Source organism: Streptomyces sp. NPDC047049, from assembly GCF_040643995.1.
Lineage (GTDB): Bacteria > Actinomycetota > Actinomycetes > Streptomycetales > Streptomycetaceae > Streptomyces > Streptomyces mooreae.
The window spans coordinates 626,623-651,468 of record NZ_JBEYVM010000001.1 but is presented as its reverse complement, the minus strand read 5'-3'; the positions used below and the strand labels follow the sequence as shown (position 1 = coordinate 651,468).

At 70.8% G+C, this 24,846-nt stretch carries 28 protein-coding genes and 1 pseudogene; 11 read left to right on the top strand and 18 right to left on the bottom strand.

The genetic code is table 11. The annotated features are described in order from the left end of the window. Positions 1-54 precede the first annotated feature (54 nt). Both ABZ851_RS03040 and ABZ851_RS03035 read left to right on the top strand, forming a co-directional pair. Entirely contained in the window at positions 55-732 is a 678-nt protein-coding gene (locus ABZ851_RS03040) for a precorrin-8X methylmutase (protein ID WP_336047415.1), read from the top strand. Further along, entirely contained in the window at positions 729-2,372 is a 1,644-nt protein-coding gene (locus tag ABZ851_RS03035; RefSeq protein WP_361121235.1) for a precorrin-2 C(20)-methyltransferase, read from the top strand. The genes ABZ851_RS03040 and ABZ851_RS03035 overlap by 4 nt, the downstream gene beginning before the upstream one ends. A 33-nt stretch (positions 2,373-2,405) precedes the next feature. Here the strand turns inward: ABZ851_RS03035 and ABZ851_RS03030 are convergent, their stop codons facing one another. Continuing rightward, positions 2,406-2,903 carry a type II toxin-antitoxin system HicB family antitoxin gene (locus ABZ851_RS03030; RefSeq protein ID WP_361121232.1) on the bottom strand — a complete coding sequence of 166 codons (498 nt, stop codon included), beginning with the start codon at positions 2,901-2,903 and terminating at the stop codon, positions 2,406-2,408. Next, positions 2,900-3,112: a type II toxin-antitoxin system HicA family toxin gene (locus ABZ851_RS03025; RefSeq protein ID WP_361121229.1), complete on the bottom strand. Its 213-nt coding sequence runs from the start codon at positions 3,110-3,112 to the stop codon at positions 2,900-2,902. The genes ABZ851_RS03030 and ABZ851_RS03025 overlap by 4 nt, the downstream gene beginning before the upstream one ends. Before the next feature lie 243 nt (positions 3,113-3,355). On the opposite strand from ABZ851_RS03025, the pseudogene ABZ851_RS03020 reads away from it, so the two are divergent. Continuing rightward, a pseudogene (locus ABZ851_RS03020) lies at positions 3,356-3,583 on the top strand (precorrin-3B C(17)-methyltransferase); the annotation flags it as partial. An 89-nt stretch (positions 3,584-3,672) separates the two neighbouring features. On the opposite strand, the gene ABZ851_RS03015 reads toward ABZ851_RS03020, so the two are convergent. The 7 genes from ABZ851_RS03015 to ABZ851_RS02985 form a co-directional block, all read right to left on the bottom strand. Beyond that, positions 3,673-4,257: a hypothetical protein gene (locus ABZ851_RS03015; protein WP_361121226.1), complete on the bottom strand. Its 585-nt coding sequence runs from the start codon at positions 4,255-4,257 to the stop codon at positions 3,673-3,675. Positions 4,258-4,262: 5 nt separating this feature from the next. Then, entirely contained in the window at positions 4,263-5,927 is a 1,665-nt protein-coding gene (locus ABZ851_RS03010) for an alpha/beta hydrolase (protein WP_361121223.1), read from the bottom strand. Between the two features lie 618 nt (positions 5,928-6,545). Then, entirely contained in the window at positions 6,546-6,803 is a 258-nt protein-coding gene (locus ABZ851_RS03005; RefSeq protein WP_361121220.1) for a hypothetical protein, read from the bottom strand. 62 nt (positions 6,804-6,865) lie between these two features. After that, positions 6,866-7,417 carry a CchlQ gene (locus ABZ851_RS03000; protein ID WP_361121217.1) on the bottom strand — a complete coding sequence of 184 codons (552 nt, stop codon included), beginning with the start codon at positions 7,415-7,417 and terminating at the stop codon, positions 6,866-6,868. Next, positions 7,387-7,617 (bottom strand): DUF397 domain-containing protein, encoded by a 231-nt coding sequence (locus tag ABZ851_RS02995; protein ID WP_361121214.1) that lies wholly within the window; start codon positions 7,615-7,617, stop codon positions 7,387-7,389. Before ABZ851_RS02995 ends, ABZ851_RS03000 begins: the two co-directional genes overlap by 31 nt. Before the next feature lie 23 nt (positions 7,618-7,640). Continuing rightward, positions 7,641-7,850 (bottom strand): DUF397 domain-containing protein, encoded by a 210-nt coding sequence (locus ABZ851_RS02990; RefSeq protein WP_361121211.1) that lies wholly within the window; start codon positions 7,848-7,850, stop codon positions 7,641-7,643. Beyond that, complete coding sequence (locus ABZ851_RS02985) at positions 7,847-8,674, bottom strand: helix-turn-helix transcriptional regulator (RefSeq protein WP_361121208.1); 828 nt, start codon at positions 8,672-8,674, stop codon at positions 7,847-7,849. Before ABZ851_RS02985 ends, ABZ851_RS02990 begins: the two co-directional genes overlap by 4 nt. A 150-nt stretch (positions 8,675-8,824) precedes the next feature. On the opposite strand from ABZ851_RS02985, the gene ABZ851_RS02980 reads away from it, so the two are divergent. Next, the gene (locus ABZ851_RS02980) at positions 8,825-9,052 is read left to right on the top strand and encodes a hypothetical protein (RefSeq protein ID WP_361121800.1); all 228 of its coding nucleotides are present in this window, start codon (positions 8,825-8,827) and stop codon (positions 9,050-9,052) included. Between the two features lie 135 nt (positions 9,053-9,187). Here the strand turns inward: ABZ851_RS02980 and ABZ851_RS02975 are convergent, their stop codons facing one another. Further along, positions 9,188-9,967, bottom strand: a complete 780-nt coding sequence (locus ABZ851_RS02975) for a cobalt-precorrin-6A reductase (protein WP_361121204.1) — start codon at positions 9,965-9,967, stop codon at positions 9,188-9,190. Positions 9,968-10,059: 92 nt separating this feature from the next. Between ABZ851_RS02975 and ABZ851_RS02970 the strand changes: the two genes are divergently transcribed. After that, complete coding sequence (locus ABZ851_RS02970; protein ID WP_361121797.1) at positions 10,060-11,229, top strand: cobalt-precorrin-5B (C(1))-methyltransferase; 1,170 nt, start codon at positions 10,060-10,062, stop codon at positions 11,227-11,229. 27 nt (positions 11,230-11,256) lie between these two features. On the opposite strand, the gene ABZ851_RS02965 is transcribed toward ABZ851_RS02970, so the two are convergent. After that, a complete protein-coding gene (locus ABZ851_RS02965; protein ID WP_361121201.1) occupies positions 11,257-11,622 on the bottom strand; it encodes a hypothetical protein in 366 nt (121 codons plus the stop codon). A 737-nt stretch (positions 11,623-12,359) separates the two neighbouring features. On the opposite strand from ABZ851_RS02965, the gene ABZ851_RS02960 reads away from it, so the two are divergent. Next, on the top strand, positions 12,360-12,587 hold the full coding sequence (locus tag ABZ851_RS02960; protein ID WP_361121198.1) for a bacteriocin: 228 nt from the start codon (positions 12,360-12,362) through the stop codon (positions 12,585-12,587). 152 nt (positions 12,588-12,739) lie between these two features. On the opposite strand, the gene cobM is transcribed toward ABZ851_RS02960, so the two are convergent. The 3 genes from cobM to ABZ851_RS02945 all read right to left on the bottom strand — a co-directional run bounded on the left by cobM (position 12,740) and on the right by ABZ851_RS02945 (position 15,512). After that, complete coding sequence (gene cobM / locus ABZ851_RS02955; RefSeq protein WP_361121195.1) at positions 12,740-13,570, bottom strand: precorrin-4 C(11)-methyltransferase; 831 nt, start codon at positions 13,568-13,570, stop codon at positions 12,740-12,742. Continuing rightward, complete coding sequence (gene cbiT, locus ABZ851_RS02950; RefSeq protein ID WP_361121192.1) at positions 13,567-15,018, bottom strand: precorrin-6Y C5,15-methyltransferase (decarboxylating) subunit CbiT; 1,452 nt, start codon at positions 15,016-15,018, stop codon at positions 13,567-13,569. The genes cobM and cbiT overlap by 4 nt, the downstream gene beginning before the upstream one ends. A 224-nt stretch (positions 15,019-15,242) precedes the next feature. Continuing rightward, positions 15,243-15,512, bottom strand: a complete 270-nt coding sequence (locus ABZ851_RS02945) for a hypothetical protein (RefSeq protein ID WP_256331427.1) — start codon at positions 15,510-15,512, stop codon at positions 15,243-15,245. Positions 15,513-15,738: 226 nt separating this feature from the next. On the opposite strand from ABZ851_RS02945, the gene ABZ851_RS02940 reads away from it, so the two are divergent. The 3 genes from ABZ851_RS02940 to ABZ851_RS02930 all read left to right on the top strand — a co-directional run bounded on the left by ABZ851_RS02940 (position 15,739) and on the right by ABZ851_RS02930 (position 18,763). Continuing rightward, a complete protein-coding gene (locus ABZ851_RS02940; RefSeq protein WP_361121189.1) occupies positions 15,739-16,758 on the top strand; it encodes a cation diffusion facilitator family transporter in 1,020 nt (339 codons plus the stop codon). Positions 16,759-16,874: 116 nt separating this feature from the next. After that, entirely contained in the window at positions 16,875-17,567 is a 693-nt protein-coding gene (locus tag ABZ851_RS02935) for a hypothetical protein (protein WP_361121186.1), read from the top strand. Positions 17,568-17,776: 209 nt separating this feature from the next. Next, positions 17,777-18,763, top strand: a complete 987-nt coding sequence (locus ABZ851_RS02930) for a hypothetical protein (RefSeq protein ID WP_361121183.1) — start codon at positions 17,777-17,779, stop codon at positions 18,761-18,763. Positions 18,764-18,769: 6 nt separating this feature from the next. Here the strand turns inward: ABZ851_RS02930 and ABZ851_RS02925 are convergent, their stop codons facing one another. After that, positions 18,770-19,666: an NADP-dependent oxidoreductase gene (locus ABZ851_RS02925; protein ID WP_361121180.1), complete on the bottom strand. Its 897-nt coding sequence runs from the start codon at positions 19,664-19,666 to the stop codon at positions 18,770-18,772. Positions 19,667-19,968: 302 nt separating this feature from the next. Between ABZ851_RS02925 and ABZ851_RS02920 the strand changes: the two genes are divergently transcribed. Then, entirely contained in the window at positions 19,969-21,126 is a 1,158-nt protein-coding gene (locus ABZ851_RS02920; RefSeq protein ID WP_361121177.1) for a betaine/proline/choline family ABC transporter ATP-binding protein, read from the top strand. A 90-nt stretch (positions 21,127-21,216) separates the two neighbouring features. Here ABZ851_RS02920 and ABZ851_RS02915 read toward each other — a convergent pair whose 3' ends face one another. From ABZ851_RS02915 to ABZ851_RS02905, 3 genes are read right to left on the bottom strand one after another with little or no spacing between them, the layout of a single operon-like run. Beyond that, positions 21,217-22,185 (bottom strand): ABC transporter substrate-binding protein, encoded by a 969-nt coding sequence (locus tag ABZ851_RS02915; protein WP_361121174.1) that lies wholly within the window; start codon positions 22,183-22,185, stop codon positions 21,217-21,219. Beyond that, entirely contained in the window at positions 22,182-22,856 is a 675-nt protein-coding gene (locus tag ABZ851_RS02910) for an ABC transporter permease subunit (RefSeq protein WP_361121171.1), read from the bottom strand. The genes ABZ851_RS02915 and ABZ851_RS02910 overlap by 4 nt, the downstream gene beginning before the upstream one ends. Next, positions 22,853-23,602 (bottom strand): ABC transporter permease, encoded by a 750-nt coding sequence (locus ABZ851_RS02905; protein WP_361121168.1) that lies wholly within the window; start codon positions 23,600-23,602, stop codon positions 22,853-22,855. The genes ABZ851_RS02910 and ABZ851_RS02905 overlap by 4 nt, the downstream gene beginning before the upstream one ends. Before the next feature lie 311 nt (positions 23,603-23,913). Between ABZ851_RS02905 and ABZ851_RS02900 the strand changes: the two genes are divergently transcribed. Next, positions 23,914-24,792, top strand: coding sequence for a polysaccharide deacetylase family protein (locus tag ABZ851_RS02900; RefSeq protein WP_361121165.1), 879 nt, complete (start codon positions 23,914-23,916; stop codon positions 24,790-24,792). Positions 24,793-24,846: the final 54 nt, after the last annotated feature.

The following is a 24,846-nucleotide window of genomic DNA, read 5'->3' as shown; positions in this document are numbered from 1 at the left end:
CCACCCCGAAGTCCCGGCACCACCCCGAAACCCCATGATCTGCCCCGAAGTCCTATGAACTGCCCGAGCCCGCCCGCACCCGACACCCCCGAGGCCAGAGTGACCGCGTTCGACTACGAGAAGGACGGGGCGACGATCTACCGCCAGTCCTTCGCCACCATCCGCGCCGAGGCGGACCTCGCCGGCCTGCCCGCCGACGTCAGCCAGGTCACGGTCCGCATGATCCACGCCTGCGGCATGGTCGACCTGGTACGCGATCTGGCCTTCACCCCCGAGGTGGTGGCCCGTGGCCGCGCGGCACTGCGCGCCGGCGCGCCGATCCTCTGCGACGCCAACATGGTCGCCAGCGGCGTCACCCGTAAGCGGCTCCCGGCGGACAACGACGTGCTGTGCACGCTCACCGACCCCGCGGTCCCCGAACTCGCCGCCCGGACGGGGACCACCCGCAGCGCCGCGGCCCTGGAACTGTGGCGGGACCGGATGGAAGGCGCCGTGGTCGCGTTCGGCAACGCCCCCACCGCCCTCTTCCGGTTCCTCGAAATGATCGAGGACGGCGCGCCCCGCCCGGCCGCCGTCATCGGCATACCCGTGGGCTTCATCGGCGCCGCCGAGTCCAAGGACGCGCTGATCGCCCACCCGTCGAAGCTGGACCACCTCGTGGTGCGCGGACGCCGTGGCGGCAGCGCCATGGCCGCGGCCGCGATCAACGCCATGGCGAGCGAGGAAGAGTGAGCGTGAGCGAGCAGCAGGCAACCGGTGACGGCAGCGTCGCGGCGACGGCCGGCCCGGGGCGGCTCTACGGGGTCGGCCTCGGCCCCGGCGACCCGTCCCTCATGACGGTCCGGGCGGTCGAGGTCATCGCCGGCGCCGATGTCATCGCGTACCACAGTGCCCGGCACGGACGCTCGATCGCGCGCTCCATCGCCGCCGCGCACCTGCGCCCCGACCACATCGAGGAAGCGCTGGTCTACCCGGTCACCACCGAGTCGACCGACCACCCCGGCGGCTACCGGGGCGCGCTGGACGAGTTCTACGAGTCGGCGGCGGCCCGCCTCGCCGCCCACCTCGACGCCGGCCGCACCGTCGCCGTCATCTCCGAGGGCGACCCGCTCTTCTACGGTTCCTACCAGCACATGCACAAGCGGCTGGCGCACCGCTACCCGACCGAGGTCATCCCCGGCGTCACCTCCATCAGCGCCGCCGCGGCCCGCCTGGGCAAGCCGCTCGCCGAGGCCGACGAGGTCCTGACGATCCTCCCGGGCACGCTCCCGGAGGAGGAGTTGACCGCCCGCCTGGCCTCGACCGACACCGCCGTCGTCATGAAGCTGGGCCGCACCTTCCCCGCCGTCCGCCGCGCCATGGAACGCTCCGGCCGCCTCCCCGAGGCCCGGTACGTCGAGCGCGCCACGATGTCCGGGGAGCGTACGGAGAAGCTGTCGGACATCGATGCCGAGACGGTCCCGTACTTCGCCGTCAGCGTCGTCCCGAGCCGCATCGCGGACCTGCCGCCGGCCGCGGCGGCGTCGCCCGGCAGCTCAGAGGCGGCCGCATCGCCGGACGGGCGCACCGACTCGGCCGCATCGCCAGAGAGGTCCGGCGAGGCAGCCGCAACCCCCGCCCTCCCCGGCGAAGTCGTGGTCGTCGGCACCGGCCCGGCCGGCCCCCTCTGGCTGACCCCCGAGTCCCGCGGCGCCCTCGCCGCCGCCGAAGACCTCGTCGGCTACACCACCTACCTGGACCGTGTCCCGCTGCGCCCCGGCCAGCGCCGCCACGCCTCCGACAACAAGGTCGAGTCCGAACGCGCCGAACTCGCCCTCGACCTGGCCCGCCGCGGCCGCCGGGTGGCCGTGGTCTCCGGCGGCGACCCCGGCGTCTTCGCCATGGCCACCGCCGTCCTGGAGGTCGCCTCCCAGGACCCGTACCGCGCGATCCCCGTACGGGTCCTCCCGGGCGTCACCGCCGCCAACGCCGCCGCCGCCCGCGCCGGCGCCCCCCTCGGCCACGACTACGCGGTCATCTCCCTCTCCGACCGCCTCAAGCCCTGGGAAGTCATCGCCGAACGCCTGCACGCGGCAGCCTCCGCCGACCTGGCGCTCGCCCTCTACAACCCCGGCTCCCGCAGCCGCACCTGGCAGGTCGGCAAGGCCCGCGAACTCCTCCTGGAGCACCGCGCCCCCGACACCCCGGTCATCCTCGCCCGCGACATCGGCGGCCCCGAGGAATCCGTCCGCACGGTGCGCCTGGCCGACCTCGACCCCACCCAGGTCGACATGCGCACCCTCTTGATCATCGGCTCGTCCCAGACCCAGGCGGTACGGCGCGACGACGGCACGGAGATCGTGTGGACGCCGCGGAGGTATCCGGAGAACTGAAACCGGCAGCGGTTACCGGCAGGGGTTAACGGGTCATCCGGACAATTCCCTGCCCCGCTGCGAACGCTTCTGCCTGCCGGAACGCTCGTCGTGACCGGAGCGGGCCCGCCCGGCCTTCGTCGCCTTGACCGCGGTCTTCGGCGCCGAAGCGCTCGGCCGGGCCCGCAGGAGCTGCGATACGCGCTGGAAGGAAACCCCGAGAACCCGACCGGCATCCCGCTGACTCAGCGACTCGGTCAGGGTGGCCGCGGCTTCCTGCATTGCCTTCTGGGCGGCCTTCCTCGCGTCCTCGGCAGCCTTCTCGGCCTTCTCCGCCGCCTTGATGGCCTGGACAGCCTCACGCGGCAGCACCGGCTCGATCCTCACCTCGACGTCCTCGGTCTCGACATCGAGCATGACGGCGATGGCCTCGCGGGCCGCCTCGTCTGCCTTGTCGAGGCGCTTGGCCTGGCTGAACACCCCTGGAAGGTCCGGGACCTCCAGGGCCCACCATTCACCCGCGCGGCGAGCTGTGACACGGTAGGAAGTCATCGCCACCACCCTTCTCCGAGTTCCGGTTCGAGCGTCTTACAGATGCCCTGACCAGTGAGTTCGTTGACTTCGGTGTGCTTGGGGATCACGACGCGGGTGCTGCCGCACACCCAGGTTTGGTGACTGCCCTTCTGACGGACGAGGTCAAAGGCGAGACCCTGGGCTTTGGCTGCGTCACTGATCTTTTTGATCAGATCCCGGTACTTCATCAGTGTAAGTCCAATGACACTAGACACATCAAGTCAAGCTCAGGTAGACACCCCTCTGCCGATGCAGAGCCCCCGAGATGAGCCCATCGTCATCTTGGGTGCGTTGGGAAGTGACAGGTACGCCACGGAGGCGTCCGAAAGGGTGACGGCAGGCGGCGCGGCACCAGCTGTACCGCGGGAAGATGCACCGGTCATTGCACATGCGGACTTGGCATGGCTGTTATTGCCGCAGGTGACGAAGTGGCCCGCGAACTCCTCCTGGAGCACCGCGCCCCCGACACCCCGGTCATCCTCGCCCGCGACATCGGCGGCCCCGAGGAATCCGTCCGCACGGTGCGCCTGGCCGACCTCGACCCCACCCAGGTCGACATGCGCACCCTCTTGATCATCGGCTCCTCCCAGACCCAGGCGGTACGGCGCGACGACGGCACGGAGATCGTGTGGACGCCGCGGAGGTATCCGGAGAAGTAACGCGCCATGCAGGGATGGTGGCTCCCGGGCGATCAGGAGCCACCACACCCTCGTGACGTGGCCGTGCATGCGGGGCAGCAGCGTGTGCCTCACTTGGACCAGTAGGAATCCTGCACGTCCGGTGTGTAATCGGGCCCGCCATCGGGCGCCTTGGGGAAGGTGTCACCCTCCTCTCCATCGAGGTGAAACCCCTCCCCTGGAGATACGGCACCGACACCGGCATCAAAACGAACCTCGCCGAAGCCACTCATCGAGACTTTGACAGTGCAGCCGTCGGACGCCGTGCCGGAAAGCGAAGGAACTTCGGCGTGCATCTGACCCATCTTGAACCCCGCTGCCCTCCAACGTTTATCGACCACGGTCAGCAGCTCCGCAAGCTTTCGCTTCGACACTTTGGTGCGCAGATGACGAGTCCTGCCAACGGTCAATTCACCATTCGCGGTATTCGTGAATGAATTCCTGCGTTCCGTCGTCCTGATCGGCCCATCCCGCCATTTAAGGCGAGGGTGTACCGCCTTGACCGCATCGCCCAGAACAGAGTCGACTCGCTTGACAGCCTCGCTCACCTTCATGGTCGGCTCGGGGTCCTCCTCTCGACTGAACGAACAGCCGTCGAGACAGGCGGAAGCGAGCACTACGCCGACAACTGCCAGGAGGATCTTCCGTCGCCCCATCGCGTTCACCTCCTCCCCTGAATGGTCACCTTTTCCGGATGCCCGGCCACAATCGAGCCCATATTCCCTAGCGAGTTGCCGCCCTTGTCCGCGTCAAAGTAATTCGAGTGAGAACTCGGTGAGTCACCGTGTGCGACATCGAATCTCCGCCCGCCGAACTCCTCACTGGCTGGATCCTGCCCGAAATGCAGTTCATGCGGATCCAACAAATGTGCAATAGCCCCACCGGGCAGGAGTTCAAAGTCACTCGGAGCATGAGTAACCAGATCACTCTCTGCCGCACCTACCCACACATGGTCTGCTCCCACCCCAAGCTGTTCAGCTTTCTGGGCACCAGTTCCGGGACTGCCCACCAAGATGATGTCGTCCGCAGGAATTCCTCCCTCACGCTGGGCGGCCTGCCCCACCGTGAACGAACCATAACTGTGACCAATGGCTGTCACATGGGGACGGTCACCTTGATGCGTGGTCTGGACACCATCGAGAAATCTGCCGAACGCCGCACCACCCTGTTGGCCCCGCTCGCGGTCAGCGACCGAAATATCGCTCTCAGAAAACCTGTCCGTGCCTGCCTGCGGGGCGTCATATCCCAACCAGACGATGGAGGCTGTCTTCTTACCGTCCCCGGCGTCCCTCGCCGAATCCCAGATGCTCCGCGCACGGTTCCCGTCTTCACCCCCGACATCCCTGAGTTGAGTATTGAGCCCGGGCACATAGGCAGCGACGTTATCCGCCGTATCGGGATCTCCGTACGACAGGATGGCCCGCCCCTGGCCCTCCGGCCCGATGCCGAGCAGCAGCGGTTCCGGAACCTTTCCGGAATCCCTCTCCAAACGGTTCCTGATCGCCTCGAATCCCTCACGTTGCCGCGCAACAGTTGGCGACATAGGCCTGCCCGGCGGATACCAGGCGATCATCCTGTCAAGGTTGACACGGTTCGCCTTGTCGCGAGTCTTCGCGGGAATACCGTCGAGGTTTCCGATGACACTCGGATTGAGCGCCATCTGCTCCTCCTGCTCCTCCTTGCTCAGCCCCTTCCACCAGTCCCGGACCTTCTTCGGGTCCGTTCCCTTTCCCGGGGTTGATTCAAGCCCAACAGCCACTCCGGCGATCTTGGAAATATTCGAGGCATCCCGCTGAGATTCCAGACTGTTTACGGCGAGCCCCCGGCCCACCCGCAGTCTCATCAGAGCGACGCGATAGCGGGCATCAATCTCTTCGGCATCGCGCAGGACAGCGAAAATATCTTCCTCAAGAGTGCGCCGCTGCTGCTCTTTCGCCGGCAGTCCCGCGTCAGGATCTCCCGTGGGTATATCGCCTTCATCGGCATATATGACCTCACCGGTCGGAGCCACTTTGTAGCCCTTCCGGGTGGCTTCGTCCAATGCCTGATGGAGCATCTTCTGCTTGGCTCGAAGTTCGGTGATGGCCCCGTCCAGGGTCGTCTGAATCAGTGCACATTCCTGGCTACTGAACTGAAAGTTCTCGTGCAGCCTGCTCATGCGCTTCTGCGCCTTTTCGGCTGCTTCCCCGGACCAGTCACGCTTCAACGGACGGACCATATGAGTGTCCGCCCGGTCGCTGTACCCCCCGAACCGGCGGGCAGTCTGCGCCCACTCCTCCTTCGCGCTTTCCAGAGCGGAAAAACGCAGTTCTTCGAGATTTCGCACAGTCAGAGGCATCACACATCACCCAAAAGGGCTGTCATGGCGAGCAGCACTCTGCGCCGCGGGGCGGACCACTACGGCCGCGTTTCCGGAATTCCGAGTGAATGACCGTGCGGTTCTCTCGTCATTCTTCTCGTAACTGTCCGCAGACGCACTTAAAGATCGCGCGATCTCCCCGCACTCTACCCTTACGTCATTGAGCCTGTCGTGCCATGATTGATGGGTCTTCAGCAGCTCTCCGGCGAATAGAAATCCCTCCGCCTGGCCTTGCACGCCCTGATGCTGTGCGCTTAGATTTCCCACGGCAGTTCCCGTGCCGGCTTGCATCTCTTCGCCATGGACCGCGGCCGCACGCAGCGACTTAGGATCAACTTTAGTATTCGACAAAATTCCCCCACTCCCCCTTTTATATGCGCCTCACATACACGCCAAACCCTTTCCTGGACTTGAAAATGCCACCGTCCGCCGCTCCCCCAGGGTTTGACAACCTGTCACCATAGGTGACAGTTCCTGCACTCGCGTCGACAGCACATCATCCAGCCAATTTCTCTTCCGGAATGCTTCGGTGGAACGCGGCCGATGCCGGCCGGGCGCCCTCAGCGACAACGTGCAGGGCGTCACTCAGCGGCCGGTCGCCTGGGCCAGACGCCGGTCGAGGTCAGCGTCCAGGTCCTGCTGCTCCACAGCGGTCGGGGCATAGCCGTTCCACTGCTTCAGCGCCGTGCGAGCCCTCTCGGCGCGGTCCGCACGCTCAGCCGGGGTCGGCAGAGTTTCTGCCAGGCGTGTCAGATAGGCGCGCAGGGACAGGCCCTCGGCGGCAGCGATCGCGGCAAGACGGTCCTTGGCTTCTACAGGGACGCGGACATTGACATCGGACATCGTCGTGCTCCTCCTGCCACGTGGGGATTCCCCACGACCGGCGGCCTCCAAAGGCCCGGCATTCAGGCTCCGGTGGCCGCCGCCTCACGGCGGCAGACCGCACACCGGTCCGTGCCGTCCCACTCCTCCCACCCGAAGGCCGCGGGGCCGAAGGACGTGCCCTCCAGCTCTTCGCGCACCGCCACGCGATAGGCCCAGACGGCGTCGAGATACGGGTGGTAGGCGTCGTGGAACACGGGCGAGGTCTGCCGGGCACCCTCACCGACGACCCGCTGAAGAACGCGCAGCCGCTCGAACATCGCCTGCCCGGCGCCGGCGATGTCGGTCGTCGCGTCGATGAACAGCCGCTCGCGCACTTCCTGGATCCCTGCGTCGCTCAGCGCCGCGCGGGCAGCGGCGGCAAGGTCGGCCTCGGCCTCCGGGCTCTGGGCAATCTGCCGCAGCCGCGCATGCCCCACCCCGGCGGCGGTGATGAACTCGATGTACACCGCCCGCCGCCGGGCCTCGCTGCTGCGCTCGCCCTCGTGACGATGGCGCAGATGATCGGCGAGCACGGTCCCGGAGATCGCGATGACCCCACCGCTCAACGTCGCGAGAAGCGTTCCCCAGTCCATGCGTCCCCCTTCACGGTGGCTATGAACGCCGACCACGCCTCGGCCGGAAACAGCAGCACACCACCGGTCGGGTTCTTGCTGTCACGGACCGGAACGGCACCAGGGAAACCGTCGGAAACCTCAACGCAGTTGGCGTCGCCGCCGTTGCTGTAGCTGCTCTTACGCCACGCGATGGCGGCCGGGTTCAGGATCGTCTTCATGACTTGCGGCCCTCCTGCTGTCCTCAGCTCAGATGCTCAGCCTTCACGGTGGCTATGAACGCCGACCAAGCCTCGGCCGGAAACAGCAGCACACCACCGGTCGGGGTCTTGCTGTCACGAACGGGAACGGCGCCAGGGACGCCGTCGGCGATCTCGACGCAGTTCCCGTCCCCCCCATCGCTGTAGCTACTCTTGCGCCACGCTATGACAGTCGAATCAGGAGTCGTCCTCATGGTGTGCTGTCCTCCACCAACTGCTGGATGAACGCCGCCGAAGCGGGTGGCGGGAGCGCCAGATCTCGGAGCCGATCGTAGGACAAGCGGTACTTCGCGACCTCCTCCGGCTCTTCGACCAGGCCACCCGACTTGTTGCCTTCCAGGTAGGCAACGCCGCTCCCATCCACCATCCACAGGAGCGACAGGGAGCCGCCCATCAAGTCGTGGACTCCGGCATCGAACCGAAGCACTTGAATCGTCAGGTTCGGCGCCTCCGCCGCACTTGCGATGCGGGCGAGTTGCTCGTGCCAAATCCGGCGATCGACCGTAGGACGCCGAAGCACCGACTCGTCGAAGATGACACGAATGCTCGGTGCCGGGGAGCGGCCCAGCAACTCCTGCCTTCCCATGCGTGCGGCCACCAACTCGTCCACCTCGTCTGGATTCGTGAGCAGCGACGGCACGGAGGAGAGCACCACTCGGGCGTAGTCCTCGGTCTGCAAAATCCCCGGGATGACCATCATGTACTTGTGCATGATGGTCGCCTTCGCCTCGCACTCCATGAACTCCCGGTACTTGTCCTTGAAGGCATCCAGCCGCGCCAGCCCCCACAGCCGCACCAGTAGCTCGCCCGTGCCGTAGACCCGGTCCAGGGCCTCCATGACCGGGCGCTTGGAGAGCCGTTCGCCGGTCTCCAGGCGGTGTAGGTAGGTGCGGTCGTAGTTGGTCTCTTCGGAGAGCTGGGCGAGTGACTTGCCGGACTCTTCCCTTAACCGCTGGAGTTCGCAGGCGAGGACCCAGCGGGCCGAGCCCTCGTACTCCTCGGAATTCTTTTCGACCATTCCCCCGTCACCTCGTTGTCCCGTTCCGACGGCAACGCCAACTCCCTGTTGGAAGTGGCCCGTTGTGACGACTCTAGGACCGTGAAAGGGCTGTCGCAGCCCAGTCAGGACTCGAACCTGGAAAGAGGAAGAGGAAAAGAGGAAATGGGAATGGGAATGGCGGAGCGCGGTCCGGCGGCCGGGAAGCGCAGGGACGCGGAGCAGGCGTGCGGCGAGCTGCGGGCGGCACTGAAGGGGGCGGGCATCACCCTTCCGTCGCTGGCCGTGGACCCGGTCTCGCTGGCGGATCACTTTCCGCGGCCGCTCGTGGAGCTGGGCCGGTGTACCCCGGAGGTGGCACGGCGGCTTGCGGACGCGGTGCGGGCGTCCGCCTCATGAGCGCGGAGGAGGGCGAATTCGCGAGTGCCTGCGAGTCCGGCGGGGAAGAGGCAAACGACCGCCGTGATGACGAGCCCGCCGAATCGGCAAAACGCCGCGCGGAATTAGCGAAAAGGGTCCGCGAGGCCAATCACTTCAGCGTGCATTGGCCTCGCTGAAAAGGCGGCGGATCCAGTGCACGGCCTCGTCCGGGTCCGCCGCCACCGGCACCCCTTCCGGCAGCGGCGGGCGCCGTACGACCACTACGGGCAGCCCGGCCTCCCGCGCCGCCGTCAGCTTGGCGGCGGTGGCGGCGGCGCCGCTGTCCTTGGTCACCAGGACGTCGATGCGGTGGTCCCGGAGGAGCTGCCGTTCGCCGTCCAGGGTGAACGGGCCGCGGTCCAGGAGGGTCGTCATCCGGGGCGGGTGCGGCGGCTCGGGGGCGTCGACGGAGCGGACGAGGAACCAGAGGCCGGTGAGGTGGGCGAAGTGGGCGAGGCCCATGCGGCCCGTGGTGAGGAAGATGCGGGTGCCGAGGGCGGGGAGGGCGGCGGCGGCCTCGTCCAGGGAGGTGACCTGGTGCCAGGAGTCGCCGGGTCCCGGTACCCAGCCGGGCCTGCGGAGGGCGAGCAGGGGAACATGGGCGGTGGCGGCGGCCACGGCCGCGTTGTGACTGATCGTGTCGGCGAAAGGATGGGTGGCGTCGATGAGCGCGTCCACCGCGTGCTCCCGCAGCCAGCGGGCCTGGCCCTCGGGGCCGCCGAAACCGCCGATGCGGACCTCCCCGGCGGGCAGCCGCGGCGCGGCGACCCGGCCGGCGAGCGAGGTCGTCACGCGCAGCGCGGGCTCCACCGCCAGGGCGGCGGCCAGGCGGCGGGCCTCCGTCGTGCCGCCGAGGATGAGTACGTGGCGCGGCGGGCGGGCTGCGTCGGGCATGGGATGTGGGTTCCTCCGTGGCTGAATCGCAACCGCAGGGTACGGGGCGTACGGGTGAGGGCCGTACCGGGCCGCAGGGTACGGGCAAGGCCGTGGGCGGGCGCAGCGCGCAGCTCGCGCACACCGGGCTGCGGCACGGCTGGACGACCGGGGCCTGTGCAACGGCGGCGAGCACGGCCGCGTACACGGCGCTGCTGAGCGGCGAATTTCCCGACCCCGTGACGATCACCCTGCCGAAGGGGCAGACGCCGTCCTTCGCGCTGGCGGTGGAGGAGCTGACAGAGGAAGGGCCGGCGCCGGGGCGTACGGCCGCCATGGCCGGGGTGGTGAAGGACGCGGGCGACGATCCCGACGTGACCCACGGGGCGCTCGTCCGGGCCACCGTGCGGGCGCTGCCGGCCGGGTCGGGGGTCGTGTTCAGGGCCGGGCCCGGGGTCGGAACGGTGACCCGGCCCGGTCTGCCGCTGGACGTGGGCGAGCCGGCGGTCAATCCCGTACCGCGGCAGATGATGCGGGAGCATCTGGCCGAGGTCGCGGCACGGTACGGCGGTCCGGGGGCGGCGGCCGACGTCGAGGTGGAGATCTCCGTCGATCACGGGGAGGAGATCGCCCGGAGCACCTGGAATCCGCGGCTGGGGATTCTGGGCGGGCTGTCGATCCTGGGGACCACCGGGATCGTGGTGCCGTACTCCTGCTCGGCCTGGATCGACTCCATCCGGCGCGGTGTGGACGTGGCGCGGGCGGCGGGGCGGCGGCATGTGGCCGGGTGTACGGGCTCGACGTCGGAGAAGGTCGCCGTCGCCCTGCACCACCTGCCCGAGGACGCGCTGCTGGACATGGGGGACTTCGCGGGGGCGGTGCTGAAGTACATCCGGCGCCATCCCGTGGAGCGGCTGACCATCTGCGGCGGGTTCGCCAAGCTGTCCAAGCTGGCGGCCGGGCATCTGGATCTGCACTCCGCGCGGTCCCAGGTCGACAAGGGGTTCCTGGCGGAGCTCGCCCGGCGGGGCGGCGCGGACGAGGCGCTGGCGCAGGCGGTGGCCGAGGCCAACACGGGCCTGGCGGCACTGCAGTTGTGCGCCGCGGCGGACGTTCCGCTGGGGGATCTGGTGGCGGCGACGGCGCGGGACGAGTCGCTGGCCGTGCTGCGCGGGGCGCCCGTCGCGGTCGATGTCATCTGCATCGACCGGGCGGGCATGGTGGTGGGGCGGGCGGAGCCACGGGGACCGGGGGAAGCCCGTCAGGGAGGGCCGGTCCGGTGAAGGGTTCCCCCCGCCTCCCCGCACCCGTCAGGTACGCAGCCCGTACCGGCTGGCCACGCAGTCGTTGCCGCGGCCGGTGATCCTGCCCAGCGCCGTGCCGAGGGCACAGGAGGTCAGCAGCAGCGGGTTGTCGCGGAACCGGCCGTTGCGGTCGAAGCCGGCTTGCCCGCGGTCGTAGCGCCCTACCGGACGGGTGTTCACCCGGAGCGGCCGGTCGTTCGTCGTGGCCGGACGCTCGTGCATCCACGGTGAGCTGTCGGGCGTCTGTGCCGGGGTGTCCGCCGCCGTCGCCTGCGTGGTGTGGTCCCTGCCGTCGGCCCCGGCGACGTTGCCGCCGAAGAGCGTCAGCAGGACGGCGGCGCCGACCGCACCGGCGGCCAGTCTGGTACGCATCGTGGCGCACTCCTTTGCTCGGCCCCCCTTGGGCGTCGCAGCTTCCTTACCGGCCCCCGGGAGCCGAGTAACGGACATTCACCCCTATGCGGTCGCATGGTCAGCCGGACGGGCCCGGGGAGACCGGGCCTGACGGGGCCGGGCTTCAGGCCCGGGACCAGGTCCGAGGACAGGCCGTGGGCAGGCAGCGGCCGCGCAGCGAACGGGCGCCCGTAAACGGATGTGCCGCCTTTCGGTGCGGAACCTTCACCGAAAACCCATAAACCAAAGCCGGAAAGCGGAAACTGAAAGCGCGACTGCGACCGCCCCTGCCAGGGACGTGCCGCACCCCCGGCAAACCAAAGGGCATTTCAGGGCTTCGGCGTGAATTCATCATCCCTGCGGCAACCGGCATGACAACCCGCGCCACAACCCGTGTTACGCGGAAAATGCAGACATCTCACGCCATCCCACTCGGTGGATACCCGGTGCGCCCCATCAGGCAAGAACCGGACAAAGGCGCACGTCAGGGCGGTTGTGGCGCCGAATTTCGCGCCGCCGGAAAACCAGTCGGAGAGTTGCCGCGAAACCCCTCTCCGTGATTGCATTTCATGAACACGCGGACGCCATTACGCGCGTCATTCCCCCGGTGTCCGGTTTCCGGTGCCCGGTGCCAGGCGCCCGTGTTGCGGACGGATTGCTCCACAATTCGGCCTGCATTGGTTCAGAATCCACAGCATTAACGAAAAGGGCACACCATGCGCAACGACTTCACCGCCGCCACGGAGATCTCCGACAGCGAGCTCGAGAACATCTCCGGTGGTCTCGTCGCCGGCGGCGCCAACACGGGTGCCGAGATCGCCGGGCACGGCGTCTCCGCCAACGTCGGCGGCTTCCTCGGCGCCGGCGCGTCGGTCTCCCCCGAGGGTGCCTCTGCGCAGGTCGCCGGCTCCGTCATGGGCGCGGTGCACGCCACCAGCCTCTGAGGCCGGCACGTCCCGCATCAGCAGGACGCACCGGAGCCCCGGGACCTTCCGTCCCGGGGCTCCGGTGCGTCTGCGTCGTTGTGTCTGCGTCTTTGTGTCTGCGTCTGCGTCTGTGTCTGCGTCTGCGTCTGCGTCTGCGTCTGCCCTGATATTCAGGGAGCGTCGGCCGGAGCGGGCACGGAGTCCTGTGCACCGCCTTCGCCCCCACCTGCACCGACCCCATCTGCCCCGCACCCTCCGTGCGGCCGTTCCCGGTCCGCCGAATAGAGGTGGCTGTCGCGGAACTGCTCGGCGCCCAGCGTGCGGCCGACCATGATGACGGCCGTACGGACCACGCCCGCGGCCTTCACCTGTCCCGCGATGTCGGCGAGGGTGCCGCGCAGGACCAGTTCATCGGGGCGGGAGGCCATGGCGACGACGGCTGCCGGGCAGTCGGCGCCGTAGTGCGGCAGGAGCTCGTCGACGACCCGGTCGACGTACATCGCGGCCAGGTGGAGGACCAGCAGCGCACCGCTGCGGCCGAGGGTGGCCAGGTCCTCGCCCTCGGGCATGGGGGTGGCGCGCTGGGCGACGCGGGTGAGGATGACGGTCTGGCCGACGGTGGGGACGGTCAGCTCGCGCCCCAGGGCGGCGGCGGCCGCGGCGAACGCGGGCACACCCGGCACCACGTCGTACGGCACCCCGGCCGCGTCCAGCCTGCGCATCTGCTCGGCGACCGCGCTGAAGACGGACGGGTCGCCGGAGTGCAGCCGGGCGACGTCGTGGCCCTCCTCGTGGGCGCGGACCATCTCGGCGGTGATGGTGTCGAGGTCCAGCTGAGCGGTGTCGATGAGCCGGGCGCCGGGCGGGCACTCGGCAAGCAGCTCCCGCGGCACCAGGCTGCCCGCGTAGAGGCAGACCCCGCAGGAGGCGAGCGTACGGGCGCCGCGCACGGTGATCAGGTCGGCGGCGCCGGGACCCGCGCCGATGAAGTGGACGGTCATGGTTGCTCGGTCTCCTGGGGGCGGGAGGACGGGGACGGGGAGGTGGCCGGGAAGGCGGCCGGCGGCTGCACGGCCGGCCACGGCTTCACGGCCGACCACTGGGTGACCGGCATCGCCTGCCGCCAGCCCGTGAAGCCGCCGACCGGCACCGCATGGGCGACCGCGAGCCGGACCAGTTCGCCGCCGTACTGCCGGTGGCAGTCGGCGAGCTGTGCCTCGGACTCCAGCGTCACGGTGTTCGCGACGATGCGGCCGCCCGCGGGCAACGCCTCCCAGCACGCGGCCAGCAGGCCGGGGGCGGTCAGCCCGCCGCCGATGAACACCGCGTCCGGCGTCGGCAGTCCGTCCAGGGCAGCGGGCGCGGAGCCGTGGACGACGCGCAGCGCGGGGACGCCGAGCGAGCGCGCATTGCGGCCGATCCGCTCGGCCCGTACGGCGTCCCGCTCGACGCCGATGGCGCGGCAGGTGCGGTGCGCGCGCAGCCACTCGATGGCGATGGAGCCGGAGCCGCCGCCGATGTCCCACAGGAGTTCGCCGGGGGCGGGCGCCAGCGCGGCGAGGGTGGCGGCGCGGACATGGCGCTTGGTGAGCTGGCCGTCGTGTTCGTAGGCGGCGTCGGGGAGGCCGGGAACGGTGGACAGCGGCGGGGTGCCGGGCGCGCGCCGGCAGTCGAGGGCGATGACGTTGAGGGGGTCGGCGGGCGGCGCGTCCCAGCCGTCGGCGGTGCCCTCGGCCGTGTGTTCCCGGGGGCCGCCGAGTTGTTCCAGTACGCGCATCCGGGTCGGGCCGAAGCCGTGGGCGCGCAGCAGGGCGGCGACCTCGGCGGGGGTGCCGGCACCGGCGGACAGCACCAGCAGGCGGTGGCCGTCGTACAGCGCGCGGGCCAGATTTTCGGCGGGCCGCCCGACGAGCGTGATGACCTCGGTGTCCTCCAGCGGCCAGCCGAGGCGGGCGCAGGCGTAGGAGACGGAGGAGGGGTGGGGGAAGATCCGGAGGCGGGGCGGGTGGGGTGACTGGGTCTGCCCGGACTGCTGTGTCTGCCCGGACTGCTGGGGCTGCTGGGGCTGCTGGGGCTTTTGCGAGGTCGCCGCGGCCGCTTCCGCTTCCCCTTCCGATCCCGCTGCCCCTTCCGCTTCCGCCAGCACCTCGGTCAGGGTCCGCCCGATGCCGTGGAACATCGGATCGCCGCTGGCCAGCACGCACACCCGGCGCCCGGCGTGCGCGGCGAGCAGTCCGGGGACGGCGGGGCGCAGGGGGGAGGGCCACGGGACGCGCTCGCCGCCGCACTCGCCGGGCAGCAGCGCGAGCTGGCGGGGGCCGCCGATCAGCACCTCGGCCCGTTGCAGGGCCTGCCGGGAGGCGGCGGGCAGTCCGTCCCAGCCATCGGCCCCGATGCCGACGACGGACACGGGTTCAGGAGCGGCCGGGGCGGGTGGTGCGGGGCTCACTGCCGAGTACCTCAGAGGTCGGGAGGGACCGGAGCCGGGGAACCCGTCGACGGCGAAGACGACGAAGGGGCACCGGTCCGGGGGACGGGAGCCGAACTTTACTGACCGGTCGTCTCACGCGGTCCCGCTGCCCCCCGGTCAACCCGCGCGGGGGCCGCTTTGCCCCGGTCGACCCGCGCGGCGGCCCCTGCCCCTGGCTCAACCCGCGGGACGGACCCGTTCGCTCACCCCAGCACCACGAGCAGGAACTGCCACGCGAACAGGAACGCCGCGCAGAAACCCACCCCGGCCGGCAGCCACTGCCAGATGCCGCGCGGGGAGTCGAAGCAGACCAGGTAGCCGAGCACGGCGACCACGCCGGTCAGGGCACCCAGCCAGAAGGGGAGGCCGTCGTGGTACCCGTACAGGATCGCGACGGCGGCCAGCAGGCCGAGTACCGCCAGGATCTGGCCCTTGCCGGGTGCGGGCCGCACGGTCTCGCCCGTAGCGCTCATAGCGCCGGATGCTACCCGGGCGCACACGCCCCGGCGGCTTCCCACGCCAGCCGGGAGCGGACATCCGAATTCCGTTTCCCGGCCCCGCTCCCCATTCCGTCCGCACCGCTCTGACCAGGCACGATAGGCCGTTCGACGGTAATGACAACGGTCACCGATGCAGCCTTTGGATCTTTTGCTGAAGTGCGGTTTGCTTCGCAGCAGGGAGCCAGGAAGGAGCGCGCCCATGACCGAGCACGCCCACAGCCACGGGCACAGCCACAGCCACGCCCACGGGGTCGCACCGGACGCCGACCGGCGCTGGCTGCGCAGCGCGCTCCTGCTGCTCACCGCGTACATGGCGGTCGAGGTCGTCATCGGTGTCCTGGCGCAGTCCCTGGCACTGATCTCGGACGCCGCCCACATGCTCACCGACGCGGTCTCGATCGTGCTGGCCCTGGTCGCGATGCGGCTGGCGGCACGGCCCGCGCGCGGCGGGTACACCTACGGCCTCAAGCGCGCCGAAATCCTCTCCGCACAGGCCAATGGCATCACCCTGCTGCTGCTGTCGGTCTGGCTGGCGTACGAGGCGGTCCAGCGGCTGATCTCGCCGCCCGCGGTGACCGGCGGACTGGTGCTGGTCACCGCGCTGTCCGGGATCGTGGTGAACCTGATCTGCACCTGGCTGCTGTCCCGCGCCAACCGCTCCAGCCTGAACGTCGAGGGTGCCTACCAGCACATCCTCACCGACCTGTTCGGCTTCGTCGCCACCGCGCTCGCCGGTCTGATCGTGCTGACGACGGGCTTCGAGCGGGCGGATGCGATCGCCTCGCTGGTGGTCGTCGCGCTGATGCTGCGGGCCGGTACGGGGCTGGTGCGCGAATCCGGGCGGATCTTCATGGAGGCCGCACCGGCCGGTGTCGACCCGGACGCGCTGGGCGAGCGTCTGGTCGCCACGGACGAGGTCGTCGAGGTGCACGATCTGCACATCTGGCAGATCACCTCCGGGCAGCCGGCGCTCTCGGCGCACATCCTGGTGGCGCCGGGCGGCGACTGCCACAAGGTCCGCCGCGGTCTGCAGGAGCTGCTGAGCGGCGAGTACGGCATCAGCCACGCCACCCTCCAGGTCGACCACGTCGGCGAACAGGGCTCGCCCGACGACGTGCTGACACTGGGGCCGCGGCCCGGGGCCGGCGCGCAGGAGGAGGCCGGCCATTGCGAGGACTCCCATGGTCCGGTGCACCGGTCGGGACCGCACCGGCGTTGAGCGGTGGCCACCGCCCGGGTGAGGGGCGGCGGCCACGGCCCCTCACTCGGGTGAACCCGGCCCGGGAGAAGGCCGCCTGCCGCCGGTGACGGGGGCCGCGGTGCTCGGATGACGACATGAGAACCGCCGTTGTCTGCGCGCTGCTGTGCGCCGCCACGCTCCCCGGACCGTCCGCCGCCGCGTACGCCCCGCAGGCACCGCCCGCCGCCGGGTACGTCGCACAGGCCCTGCCCGGCACCGCGTACGTCCCGCACGCGCTGCCCGCCGCCGGGTACGCCCCGGCGCCCCCCGCCGTCTCGGTGACGGTGGCGGTGACCGACGGCCGGGACGACGCCGAGGCCGGAAAACGGCTCGACTACCGCATCACCGTGCACAACCTGGGCCCCACCGCCGTCCACCGGGCCCGCATCGAGCAGGAGATGCCGGCCACCACGACCTCCGCCACCGCGGCCGGCGCCACCGTCGAAGGGCGCGGCGTGGGCCGGCAGAAGGTGATCTGGCGCTCCGATCTGCCCGCGCACGACATCCAGGTGTTCACCGCCACGGCCGTGCTCGGCGACCGGGCCGGCCGCACCGGCAGCGCCGCCCCCGGCACCCTGCGTGCCGCCGCCACGGTCTGTGTCTACGTGGACGAATCCTTCGCCCCCACGGCCTGCTCCGGCGATCTGGACGACCTGCCGGAGACGCATGCGGACGCCGGGGCCGGCGACGCCTGGGGGTGGTGGGCGGCGGCTGCCGCGGCCGCCGCGCTGCTCGGGCCGGGAGTGGTGCGGGCGGTACGGCGGCGGCGCGGCGCCGCGGCGCGCTGAACCCATGGGCCGCGCTGAGCCCACGGCCGCCCGCCGGGTCACCCGGCGCCGGAGCCGGAGCCGCCCGCCGGGTCACCCGTTGGCACCGGCCCCGCTCGCGGGCGGCGAGGGTTCGCACTTGCCTGGAAGCAGGCCGTGGAGCGCGCTGCGGGGGGACGTCCCGCGCCCGGCCGGTCCATGGGTCCGCCGGGCAGGAAGGACCAGACGCGATGTCGGCGAACGCTCCCCTACACCCCGGCGGGCGGGTGCCGGAGCGGGAGCGGTCGCCATGGCGGCGCGGGCGGGCGGTGGCCGGCGGGGTGCTGCTGCTGTGCGGGGCGTTGCTGCTGCCGATGGGGCTGGCGGCGACCTGGGCGCGGGCCGAGCTGACCGAGACCGACAGCTATGTGGCGGCGGTGGCACCGCTGGCCCAGAACCCCGCCGTGCAGCACGCGGTCGTCGACGATGTGACGGACGGGGTGATGGCGCATGTCCGGCTCGACGGGCTGCTGGACGCCGTCCCGCGCGCCGAGCGTCCCGCGCTGCGCAAGCACTTCACCCGCGGCCTGCGCCAGTTCGTGGCCACGCAGGTACGGCAGGTCGTCACCGGGCGCGGCTTTCCCGCGGTGTGGAACGGGGTGCACCGGACCGCCCACCGGAGCCTGGACGGCAGTCTGACCGCCTCCGGCCGCTCCGCGGTCACCCTCGATCTCACACCGGTCGTGGAACGGGTCAAGCGTCAGCTGTCGCACAACGGCATGGGCCTGGACCTCCTCCGCCGGGTGCCGCGGGCCGGGGTGGAGATCGTGCTGCTGAAGGCACCGGACGTGCCGCGGATACGGGCCGTTTACCGGGTCGTGCGGACCGGGGCGCTGCTGTTGCCGCCCGCCGCGGCGCTGTGCCTGACCGGCGGGCTGCTGCTGGCGCGGCAGCGGCGGCGGGCGCTGATCTGTACGGGGCTGGGCTGCGCGGCGGCCGCCGCCCTGCTGGCCGCCGCGCTCGCGCTGGTCCGCGACCGGGCGCTGGAGGCGCTGCCCGCCGTGATCTCCCGGCCCGCCGCGGGCGCCTACGCCGATGCGCTCACCGGTCCGTTGCTCACCGGCGTCTGGCTGATCGTCGGCGCCGGCACGCTGACCGCGGCGCTGGCCGCGGCGGGTCCGCCGGCGGCCCGGACGCTGCGGGCCCGTCGGCTCGCCCGCGACGCCGCCGGGCCCTGAGTCCGCTCAGATCGCCAGGACCGTCTTGCCCTGTGCCCGGCCGCTGCGGCTGGCTTCCAAGGCTTCCGGCGCCTCCTCCAACGAGACCTCGCGTCCCACGAGGACCGTCAGCCGGCCCGCGTCGACCTGGCCGGCAAGGATCTCCAGCAACTGCGGGGAGGGGCGGTTGACGAAGTTGAAGCCGCGCAGGTTGTTGTCGGTCAGCTCATCGGCGTCGGCCGAGCCGAGGAGCGAGACGGCCGTCCCGCCGTCGCGTACGGTCCGGGTCAGCTCGCGGAACTCGGCGGGCCCGCCGACCATGTCGATCAGCACGTCGACGCCGTCCGGATGGGCCGCCAGGACCTGGTCGGCGAGCGGGCCCGCGGCGTGGTCGACGGTCTCCGCGGCGCCCAGGGTCCGCATCAGCTCCGCCTTCGACGGGCGCGCGGTGGCGATCACCTCGGCGCCGCGGCCGGCCGCGAGCTGGGTGACGAAGGTGCCGACGCCGCCGGTCGCACCGACGACCAGCACCCGGGTGCCCTCGGTGACCCGGGTCTCCTCGACCAGGTTGTACGCGGTCATGCCGGCCGTCGGCAGTCCCGCGGACGTGGCGTAGGTGACGCTCCGGGCGGCGTGCGCGAGGCGGCTCTCGTCGGTGACGGCGAGCTCGCAGTAGGAACCGCCGCCCTGCTCCGGCCGCTGGAACTGGCCGAACACCGCGTCGCCGACGGTGAATCGCCGTACGCCGTTCCCGATCGCCAGGACCTCGCCCGCCCCGTCCGACCCCAGGACCAGGGGGAAGGCCGCCGGCACGGCATCGCCGAACATGCCGTCGGCGAGCTTCCAGTCGACGGGGTTGAGTCCGGCGGCGGACAGCCGCACCAGAACCTCACCGGGCCCTGGTTCGGGCTGTGGAAGATCCATGAGCTGCGGCTTCTCACCGAATGCGCTGACTGCTACGGCTCTCATCGTGGCGTTCCCTTCCACCCTTCCGAACGGTGGCCGAAGGGGATCGTAAGCACGCCGGTGGGGCCGGACGCGGCAGGAGGAGAGGCGGTGCGGCGGAAGCAACTCGTACGGCCCCGCGCACCGGGGCTGTCCGGCCCCCCGTTCGACGGGACGCGTCCGCACGGGCCGTCGGCCCGGCCCGTACGTCCCCGGCGCCGGCGGCCACCCGATTGCCCGTGTGACGGGTCGGTTCGCACCCCGCGGGATTCAATGGCGCAATGATCCGGTTCGAGTCCGTCACCAAGCGCTACCCCGACGGGACCACCGCCGTCGACGACCTCTCCTTCGAGGTCGGAGAGGGGGAGTTGGTGACGCTGGTCGGACCGTCCGGCTGCGGCAAGACGACGACCATGATGATGGTCAACCGGCTCATCGACCCCACCCACGGCCGGATCTCCGTCGACGGTGCGGACGTCGCCGGGGTCGACCCGGTCGCCCTGCGCCGCCGGATCGGCTATGTCATCCAGCAGACCGGCCTCTTCCCCCACCGCACCGTCCTCGACAACACCGCCACCGTGCCCTTTCTGACCGGCTGGAAGAAGGCCAGGGCCCGCGAGCGGGCCGCCGAACTCCTGCACCTGGTGGGCCTGGACCCGGCGGTCCACGGCTCGCGCTACCCCGACCAGCTCTCCGGTGGCCAGCGTCAGCGGGTCGGGGTGGCCCGTGCGCTCGCCGCCGACCCGCCGGTGCTGTTGATGGACGAGCCGTTCGGCGCGGTCGACCCGGTCGTCCGCGACCGGCTGCAGAAGGAATTCCTGCGGCTGCAGGCCACCCTGCACAAGACGGTGCTGCTGGTCACCCATGACATCGAGGAGGCCATCCGGCTCGGCGACCGGATCGCGGTCTACGGGGAGGGCCGGATCGAGCAGTACGACACCCCCGCGAGCGTCCTCGGCGCCCCCGCCACCCCCTATGTCGCCGAATTCGTCGGCACCGACCGCGCGTTGAAGCAGCTCTCGGTCACCGGGATCGACCGTGGCGACCTCGAACGCCCTCCGCTCGTGCGGCTCGGCGAACCGGCGGCGGACGCCGGAAGACGGCTGCGGGCCGAGGGCGCCCGCTGGGCGGTGGTGCTCGACGAGGAGGGCGCACTGCACGGCTGGGCGGGCACGGAGGAACTGGCCGCGGTGGCGGGCACGGTCGCCGGTCATGCCCGCCGGATGGAGGCCTGGGTGCCGGTGAGCAGCACGCTCAAGGCAGCCTTCAGCGAGATGCTGAAGCATGACGCGGGCTGGATCGCGGTGCTGGACGGCCACCGTTTCCTGGGCGTCCTCACCCCGACCAAGCTCCATGAGGCGCTGCGCCGCACCATCGGCTCCGACGAGCAAGGGGTGCCGCGCGAGCGGGCCGAGGTGGATTCCGTTCCCACGGAGTGAGGGCGCGGGGCGGGGTGGGCTGTTTCACGTGAAACGCCCCGCCGCCCCACCGTCCCGCTCCCTGCTCCCCGTTCCCCGCGCCGGCGGGCGTCACCCCCTGGGCAACAGTCCTTCGGACCGCAGGTAGTTGCGGGCCACATCCGCCGGCAGGCGCCGCCAGCTGTCCACCTCCTCATTGAGGTGGGCCAGATCGGCGGTGGTCAGGACCTTGTTGAGCCGGTTGAGCGCGGCGGCCACCCGTGCGCTGCCCGCGCGGGCGCGGTGGACGACGGGGACGACGTAGTCCGCGTTCTGGAGCTTCTTGTCGTCGGCGAGCAGCACCAGGCCGAACTGGTCGAGGGTGGCATCGGTGCTGGTGGTCAGCACCATCTGGTCCTGACCGTTCTGGACGGCCTGCTTGGCGGGCGTGGTGCCGACACCCTTCGGGTCGATGGCGGTGAGGTGGATCCCGTACTTCTTCTTCAGCCCCGGTGCGCAGAACGGCCGCTGGACACACTCCTCGCCCGCCGCCAGACGCACCGGCAGCTTGGCGCGGCCCAGGTCGCCGAGGGTCTTGAGGTGGTGCCGGCGGGCATGGGCGGCGCTCACCGCGAAGGCGTTCTGGTCGACGGCCCGGCCGGCCGGGAGCACGGTCAGACCGCGGGGGCCGGCGAGGCGGCGCAGCGCGGCCATGGTCGCGTCGAGGTCCGGCGAGGCGACCGGGGCCGCCTCGGCCCCCTTGTTCTTGGCGTTGAGCCAGTCAGCGAAGGTGGCGGCGTACTCGGGGACCACATCGATCTGCCCGGCCTCCAGGGCCGGTTCGTACAGCTCACGGTTGCCGACCGTCAGGACGTGGGTGCGGTAGCCGGCGTGCTGGAGCAGCGCCGCGTACATCTGGGCCAGCAGCTCGCTCTCCGTGAAGCCCGCCGAGCCGATGGCCAGATCGTGGCTGTCGCCGGGGGAGGCGGTGATCGCGGAGCGGTTCTCCAGGGAGGGGCCGCCGGCGCAGGCCGAGAGCCCGAGTGCGGTGACGGCGGCGACGGCGGTGAGCGCAGCACGCGCCGCACCGGCCGCCCTCACCGGATCCTCCCCCGTGACCGGTCCGGCGCGTACCGCTGGGCCAGCTCGAAGGCGGCCTCCATCAGCAGCGCGAACACCGCGACCAGAACCGCGCCGGCGACCACCTGAGGCGTGCTGGCCAGGTTGAACCCCGCCGTGATGATCCGGCCCAGGCCGCCGCCGCCCACCAGCGCGGCGAGCGTGGCGGTGGCCACCAGCTGGACCGCGGCGATCCGGATGCCGGTCAGGACGAGCGGGAAGGCGAGCGGCACCTCGACCCGCCACACCAGCTGCGTCCCGGTCATTCCCATGCCCCGCGCGGCCCGCACCACGTTCCGGTCCACCTCGCGCATCCCGACATAGGCGTTGGTCAGCAGCGGCGGGACGGCGAACAGCACCAGCGCGATGATCGTCGGCCACTGCCCGTGCCGTCCGAGGGGAGTCAGCAGCAGCAGGACGAGTACGGCGAAGGTCGGCACCGCGCGGCCGATATTGGCGAGGTTGACGGCCAGGGCCCCGCCGCGGCCGAGGTGGCCGAGGGTCAGCGCGACCGGCAGCGCGATCAGGGCGCTGATGACCAGACAGGCGAAGGTGAGCACGAGGTGCTGTTCGAGGCGGTGCCAGACACCGTTCTCACCGGACCAGTGGGCGGCGGTGGTCAGCCAGCTCCAGACCGCGGAGAGGGTGTTCATGTCCGCCGCCCGGCAGCGGTGACCAGCCGCTTCACTCCCTCGCCGGCCCGGGTCCGCCCGCGCGCCCGGTGTCCGGCCCGGCGCCACGGGGTGAGCAGCCGCTCCGCGCCGAGCAGCAGCAGATCGAAAAAGACCGCGAGAATCACGCACAGCACGGACGCGGTGAGCACCTGCGCCTTGAAGAAGGAGTTCATCCCGGCGTAGATGAGGTTCCCCAGCCCGCCGTACCCGACGATCGCCCCGACGGTGGTGAGCGCGACCGCCGACACGGTGGCGATCCGCAGCCCGGCCATCGCGGCCGGTACGGCCAGCGGCAGCTCGATGGCCAGCAGTTGCCGCGTCGGCCCGTACCCCATCCCGCGGGCCGCCTCCTTGGCCTCGGCGGGGACGCCGTCCAGTCCCGCCAGGATGTTCCGTACGAGCAGGGTGAGGGAGTACAGGGCGAGGCCGACCACGACGAGGGTGGCGGACAGCCCGTAGACCGGCAGCAGCAGCGAGAACATCGCCAGCGACGGGATGGTGTAGAGCACCGTGGTGATGCCGAGCACCGGCCCGGCCGTCCAGCGCCTGCGGCGGGCCAGCAGCGCCAGCGGAACCGCGATCACCAGCCCGAGCGCCACCGAGATCACCGTCAGCTGGAGGTGCTGGACGACCGCGTCGAGCAGGATCTGCCGACGGGTGCTCAGGTAGTCGCCGCAGATCCAGTCGTTACGGGCCAGACAGTCGTCCGGCGAGGGCGCGGTCACGGTACGAGTCCACCCCGGCGGGGGCGGGGTGTCGCGGCGGACGCGTCCGATCGGGGTGGGCGCGGACGGCCGCCCCGAGACCCCGGCGCCCGCCCGCCTCCCTTCCCCGCCTCATCTGCGCAGTGCACCTACACACCCCACGTATACACGCAGTGTGTACTGCCTATGTATAGTCCCTATCGGTCTGTTCGACCCCTGTGACCGGAGGGCGGCGCGAGGCGGTGACGCCGCCGTACGCGTCGGCTTTGCCATGCGCAAAAACGCAGGTCATGGGCCCGCTGATGACCGCACCCGCCAGAAGAGAGGCCCGTATGCCGAAGCAGATGTCCACGGCCCGCCGTACGTCCATAGCCGGGCTGCTGGCGGCCACCACCCTGACCCTGGCCCTCAGCGGCTGCGCCACCTACGACGTCACCGCCCCGGCCGACGCCCGTGCCGACGCACCGGCCGCCGACGTCAAGGCGAAGGACGCCCGGCTCGCCGCGGCCGGGGACGCCAAGAAAGCGGAGGGCAAGCACGCGGACGGCAAGCACGCGGACGCCAAGAAAGCGGACGGCAAGGACGGCAGCGGCGACGACGTCGACTGCCGCACGGCGAAGTGCGTCGCGCTCACCTTCGACGCCGGCCCCAGCGAGAACACCCACCGCCTGCTGGACATCCTCAAGAAGGAGAAGGTGCACGCGACCTTCTTCATGCTCGGCCAGAACCATGTCGACAAGCGCCCCGCCGAGGTGAAGCGGATCGACGCCGAGGGCCATGAGCTGGCCAACCACACCTGGTCGCACCAGATCCTGACCGACATCGAGCCCGACGAGGCCACCCGCGAGCTGTCCCGCGTCCAGGACGCGGTCCGCAAGATCACCGGCAAGACGCCGAAGCTGATGCGCCCGCCCCAGGGCAGGACCGACGGAGAGGTCTCCGAGATCAGCAAGCGGCTCGGCCTGGCGCAGGTCCTGTGGAGCGTGACCGCCAAGGCCTACCAGACCAACGACTCGGCCCTGATCACCAAGCGGGTGCTCGACCAGACCGAGCGCGACGGCATCATCCTGCTGCACGACATCTACCAGGGGACCGTGCCGGCCGTCCCCGGCATCCTCAAGGAGCTGAAGAAGCGCGGCTACACGGTCGTCACCGTCTCCCAGCTGCTGTCCCCGGCGAAGCCGGAGCCGGGGATGGTCTACCGCCCGTAGTGTCCGGCACGGGGCGGATGTTTCACGGTGCTACGGGGCGGACCCTACGGAGCG